The organism is Roseateles sp. P5_E8 (assembly GCF_054177665.1).
In genome coordinates this window covers 1-4,924 of sequence record NZ_JBGCUM010000112.1, presented here as the reverse complement: position 1 = coordinate 4,924, position 4,924 = coordinate 1, and the positions used below count along the sequence as shown (strand labels likewise).

Annotated in this window: 5 protein-coding genes and 1 pseudogene; 4 read left to right on the top strand and 2 right to left on the bottom strand. The window is 64.5% G+C overall.

The window, feature by feature from the left end:
- Positions 1–100 precede the first annotated feature (100 nt).
- From ACXRVZ_RS27340 to ACXRVZ_RS27330, 3 genes are all read left to right on the top strand, one after another.
- The gene (locus tag ACXRVZ_RS27340; RefSeq protein WP_457425287.1) at positions 101–409 is read left to right on the top strand and encodes a hypothetical protein; all 309 of its coding nucleotides are present in this window, start codon (positions 101–103) and stop codon (positions 407–409) included.
- A gap of 77 nt (positions 410–486) precedes the next feature.
- The gene (locus tag ACXRVZ_RS27335) at positions 487–957 is read left to right on the top strand and encodes a hypothetical protein (RefSeq protein ID WP_457425289.1); all 471 of its coding nucleotides are present in this window, start codon (positions 487–489) and stop codon (positions 955–957) included.
- A 150-nt stretch (positions 958–1,107) separates the two neighbouring features.
- A complete protein-coding gene (locus ACXRVZ_RS27330; protein WP_457425291.1) occupies positions 1,108–1,422 on the top strand; it encodes a hypothetical protein in 315 nt (104 codons plus the stop codon).
- A 75-nt stretch (positions 1,423–1,497) separates the two neighbouring features.
- Here ACXRVZ_RS27330 and ACXRVZ_RS27325 read toward each other — a convergent pair whose 3' ends face one another.
- Positions 1,498–2,091, bottom strand: a complete 594-nt coding sequence (locus tag ACXRVZ_RS27325) for a hypothetical protein (RefSeq protein WP_457425293.1) — start codon at positions 2,089–2,091, stop codon at positions 1,498–1,500.
- Between the two features lie 187 nt (positions 2,092–2,278).
- On the opposite strand from ACXRVZ_RS27325, the gene ACXRVZ_RS27320 reads away from it, so the two are divergent.
- Complete coding sequence (locus ACXRVZ_RS27320; RefSeq protein ID WP_458233100.1) at positions 2,279–4,645, top strand: UvrD-helicase domain-containing protein; 2,367 nt, start codon at positions 2,279–2,281, stop codon at positions 4,643–4,645.
- A gap of 72 nt (positions 4,646–4,717) precedes the next feature.
- Here the strand turns inward: ACXRVZ_RS27320 and ACXRVZ_RS27315 are convergent.
- Positions 4,718–4,924 (bottom strand): annotated as a pseudogene (locus ACXRVZ_RS27315) (IS110 family transposase); the annotation flags it as partial.

The following is a 4,924-nucleotide window of genomic DNA, read 5'->3' as shown; positions in this document are numbered from 1 at the left end:
GCACTGACCTCCACGCCCGAGCAGGCGCTGCATGCTCAAATGTTGGGCAAGGATCGTTCAGGATCCGCCTGCAACACGTTGGCCGTCATCAGAGGTGAACATGGCGTACATCAAAGGCTCTACGCACATCTGGTCGGACGGGGAGAAACTCCATCTCTGGTGTGTCTCAGGGCTCGACAACTGGCAGTCAATGGAAGCCTACGAAGGCAACCCCAACGCATCTGGCGTCCAGATATCTGAGGCCGTAGCTGACGAGTTTTCGGTGATGCGCTTCGCCGAGCTTGTCAAACTCGGCAAGGTTCAAGAGGTCGTGAGACGAGCGCTTGCTCACGGCAACTTTGGAGGCACGGCATTAGCAGAGTTGGCATCTGTCTTGGAGGCTGTGCACGTTGGCAAAGATGACGCCTAACCATTCCATCGAGAGGGACGTCCAAGAGCCGTCGCCCTCGGCCGCGCCTCAGGTCAAACGTTGAGCCGGAGATCCAAATGAAGCGCATCCTGATGCTCATCGCCTTGCTGTCTTCAGCAGTTGCCCAGGCGAGTCTTCCGCTTGAGGCGACGCTGGAAGAGATGGCGCAAGGTGCGGACCACATCCTGGTTGGGCGTGTCACGGGTGTAGATATGGTTGATGCCAACGGCGCCCAGGTGAAAGATCCGGAGGCGCGGACCGGGCCGGGAAGCAAGAACGTGATCAGGCTTCTTGTTGCTGTTGACGAGGTTCTTGTCACCAACGCTTCCTCGGTTCCCAAGGTGTTGCCCGTCGCATTGGACCCTTTCCTCCACTACAGCCTCGGACAGATCCAGAACGCGCATGCCGGTGACAAGCAGAGTCGCCTGCTGCTGTTGAAGGGGAAGGACTTCGTCGGAATCAAGGATGGAGTCTTCCTTCGGCAGCTCAGTGACAAGGCACAGGCGCTGCGAATCTATAGAAAGTCGCATCGCAAAGCGCCGACGTAATCGGTTTTTCGGGTCGGCGTGCGTCGGTAAGCCTCAGTTTGACTCAGCAGGGCCTGCACAGGCGCGGAGGCCGACTGTGGCGCTGCATGCGGCCAAATCGCCTGCCGATATGCCCGATCATCTCGACCCGCGATGGCTGACCTGAGACGCATGAAGCATGCAGTCGGCAGCCATCTTCAATGCAATCCGGAGATCGCTGTGGGCATCGTTGTGTATTGGCTTGAAGGCGAGGGCGAAGACGCCGCGCCCGTCTGCGAGTTCTTCTACAGCAAGGAGCTGACGCAGGCGCTGGCCCGCGCCGAGGCGCTGCGCCGGCTAGGCCATCCGCATGTTTGCATCTCCACCGAGCTGGCGGACCACATCGGCCGGCCCGGCGTCTCGGCGGTGGAGGGCGGCAGGACGCCGGACGGCGAGGCCTACGAGTGGTCCAAGGCCGGGCGGGCTGGTAAGGTGCGGCGCCGGTAGGCAAGGCGCAAATGAAAGCAGCCGGCGCCCGAAGGCAGCCGGCTGCCGATGCTCAGTTGAGCGAGGCGCCTCGCGTCACTTGTCGCCGTTGGACGTGTACTCGACGTCCGTCACCAGGCCGGCCGCGTCGAAGGACACGATCAAGGTCTTGGCATAGAACTTCATGTTGAAGACGCTGCCCTTGACGTGCGAGTAGCTGTAGATGGACGCCGTCTCGTCCTTGGTCTTGATGAACGGGTGAACGCCACGGCCGTTGGGATTGCCCAGCATGGCCACCACGTCGGCGCGGGTCGACTTGCCCTTGACGATGGCGCTGACCTTGCCCTCGTCGAAATCGGTGGCGTCGTTGGGGAAGGAGCTGACGAACTCCTCGGCCACGAGGCGGTCGTTGTGGGTCAGGAAGACCTGGGCACGGGCCGGCGTCACGCCCGGGTACTTGCCTGAGCCGGCGCCCTCGGCGTAGGCGTAGCGAACCGACTTCAGCTTTTCGCCATTGCGAAGCAGCTCGCCTGTCATCTGGGGTGCACCCATCACCTGCGTGACTTGGGCCGACGTTGATTTGCCGACCTCCAGGGCGCCAGCGTCGGGGCGCTTGAAATTGGTACCGGCGCAGCCGACCAGGAATGCCGTCGAAGTGGCGACCAGCAGAAGACGAAAGGTATTGGACATGTGAATTGGGCTTGGGAATGGATCGAAGTGCCCGGCTGGACTGCGCGCGCGAGCGCGGCGGATTTTGGTCAGCGCCTGCCCCACCGGCGCTAGGGATGACCCGTGCACGGCCTTGGCAATATTGACGTGGCTGCGGCGCGATGCCGGCCGGCGGCGGTGTTGAGGGGCGCCTCTTTAAAATGCGTCGATGAACCCCGTGCAAGACGTTTTTCCCGACGCTGCTGCTCAGACCAGTCCCCTCCTCAAGAACCTCAACCCCGAGCAGCTTGCCGCCGTCACCGCAGCGGCCGAACCGGCGCTGATCCTGGCCGGCGCCGGCTCGGGCAAGACGCGTGTGCTGACCACCCGCATCGCCTGGCTGCTGAACACGGGCCAGGTCAGCCCCGGCGGCATCATGGCCGTGACCTTCACGAACAAGGCCGCCAAGGAGATGCTGACCCGCCTCTCCACCATGCTGCCCTTCAACGTGCGCGGCATGTGGATAGGCACCTTTCACGGCCTGTGCAACCGCTTCCTGCGCGCGCACTGGAAGCAGGCCAACCTGCCGCAGGCCTTCCAGATCCTGGATTCCAGCGACACGGTGTCGGCCATCAAGCGGGTCATCAAGGCGATGAAGCTCGATGAAGAGCGCTTCGTGCCCAAGCAGGTCGGCTGGTTCATCGCCGGCTGCAAGGAAGAAGCCCATCGCCCCGGCGACGTGGAAGCGCGCGACGAGCAGACCAAGACTCTCGTCGAGATCTACGCCAACTACGAGGACCAGTGCCAGCGCGAAGGCGTGGTGGACTTCGCCGAGCTGATGCTGCGCAGCTACGAGCTGCTGCGCGACAACGCTGCAATCCGCGAGCACTACCAGCGGCGCTTCCGCCACCTGCTGGTGGACGAGTTCCAGGACACCAACAAGCTGCAATACGCCTGGCTGAAGATGTTCGCGCCGCCGGGTGTCGACAACGGCCAGAGCCTGCTGGCCGTGGGCGACGACGACCAGAGCATCTACGCCTTTCGCGGTGCGCGCGTGGGCAACATGGCGGACTTCGAGCGCGAGTACCGCGTCAAGCGCGTCATCAAGCTGGAGCAGAACTACCGTAGCTTCGGCCACATCCTGGACGCCGCCAACGAGCTCATCAGCCGCAACAGCCAGCGCCTGGGCAAGACGCTGCGCACCGAGGCCGGCCTGGGCGACCCCATCCGCGTGCAGGAGGCGCCCAGCGACTTTGCCGAGGCGCAGTGGCTGATCGAGGAGATCCAGAGCCTGGTGCGCAGCGGGCTGGACCGGCAGCAGATCGCCATCCTCTACCGCAGCAACGCCCAGTCGCGGGTCATCGAGTCGGCGCTGTTCAATTCGGGCATCCCTTACCGCGTCTACGGCGGCCTGCGCTTCTTCGAGCGCGCCGAGGTGAAGCATGCGCTGGCCTACCTGCGCCTGCTGGAGAACGCCAACGACGACACGAGCTTTCTGCGCGTCGTCAACTTCCCGACCCGCGGCATCGGTGCCAAGACGCTGGAGAACCTGCAAGACGCCGCCAAGGCCAGCGGCCGCAGCCTCTACCAGAGCGTGGGCGCGCTCGCCGGCAAGGGCGGCGCCAGCCTGCTGGCCTTCACCAACCTCATCGACTCGACGCGCAACCTCACGCAGGGCATGACGCTGCGCGAGATCATCGAGCAGGTGCTGGAAACCTCGGGCCTGCTGGACTTCTACCGCGCCGACAAGGACGGTTCCGACCGCCTGGAGAACCTGGACGAACTCATCAACGCGGCCGAGGCCTTCGTCATGCAGGAGGGCTTTGGCAAGAACGCCGTGGGGCTGCCGGTGGACGAGGTGGCCGAGGCAGGCACGCCCGGCGCGGTGCCCGATGCCGAGACCGGCGAGATCATGTCGCCGCTGGTGGCCTTCCTCACCCATGCCTCACTGGAGGCGGGCGACAACCAGGCGCAGGCCGGCCAGGACGCCGTGCAGCTGATGACTGTTCACTCCGCCAAGGGTCTGGAGTTCGACGCGGTGTTCATCACGGGCCTGGAAGAGGGCCTGTTCCCGCACGAGAACTCGATGTCCGACCACGACGGCATCGAGGAAGAGCGGCGCCTGATGTACGTGGCCATCACGCGGGCGCGCCAGAAGCTGTCCCTCAGCTTCTGCCAGACGCGCATGCTGCACGGCAAGACGCGCTACAACGTCAAGAGCCGCTTCTTCGACGAGCTGCCCGAGGCCGCGCTGAAGTGGCTGACGCCACGCAACCAGGGCTTCGGCTCGGGCTTTGCGCGCGAGTACCAGCAGGCCTGGGACCGCGGCACCGGCCTCAAGGGCATGGTGGGCGCGGGCCGCGTGGAGAAAGCCGCCTGGGTGGAGCCACCGGTGCCAGCGAGCATGAAGCAGAAGGTCTCCAACGAGCACGGCGGCCTGCGCGTGGGCAAGAGCGTCTTCCACACCAAGTTCGGCGAGGGCGTGCTGCTGACGCTGGAAGGCGCGGGCACGGATGCGCGGGCGCAGGTGAACTTCGGCCGGCATGGCACGAAGTGGCTGGCGCTGTCGGTCGCCAAGCTCACCCCGATTGATTGAAGCCCCTCGTCCGGCCTCGCTCCGCTGAGCGCGGGCGAGTCCAGCCGGTCCCCCGAGCAACTGTGTCTGGCGTCAAGCCCCAGAAGGGGTTTGAAGATGCTTGACAGCATCCCAAGTGGCTTGATCGCGCAACATGGCATTGATCACGGTGAGCAACTTGCGCATGCAGGCCACAAGGGCCACCTTCCTGGCCTTGCCGGCTGCGACCAGGCGTGCGTAGAAGACCTTGATCGCAGGGTTGTGAACGATCGCCGAGACCGTGGCCATGTACAGCACCGC

Excerpts from the sequence above, each read along its gene's own strand:
- ACXRVZ_RS27330 (WP_457425291.1), top strand. The coding sequence starts at position 1,108 with ATGAAGCATGCAGTCGGCAGCCATCTTCAATGCAATCCGGAGATCGCT.
- ACXRVZ_RS27320 (WP_458233100.1), top strand. The coding sequence starts at position 2,279 with ATGAACCCCGTGCAAGACGTTTTTCCCGACGCTGCTGCTCAGACCAGT.
- ACXRVZ_RS27340 (WP_457425287.1), top strand. The coding sequence starts at position 101 with ATGGCGTACATCAAAGGCTCTACGCACATCTGGTCGGACGGGGAGAAA.
- ACXRVZ_RS27325 (WP_457425293.1), bottom strand. The coding sequence starts at position 2,091 with ATGTCCAATACCTTTCGTCTTCTGCTGGTCGCCACTTCGACGGCATTC.
- ACXRVZ_RS27335 (WP_457425289.1), top strand. The coding sequence starts at position 487 with ATGAAGCGCATCCTGATGCTCATCGCCTTGCTGTCTTCAGCAGTTGCC.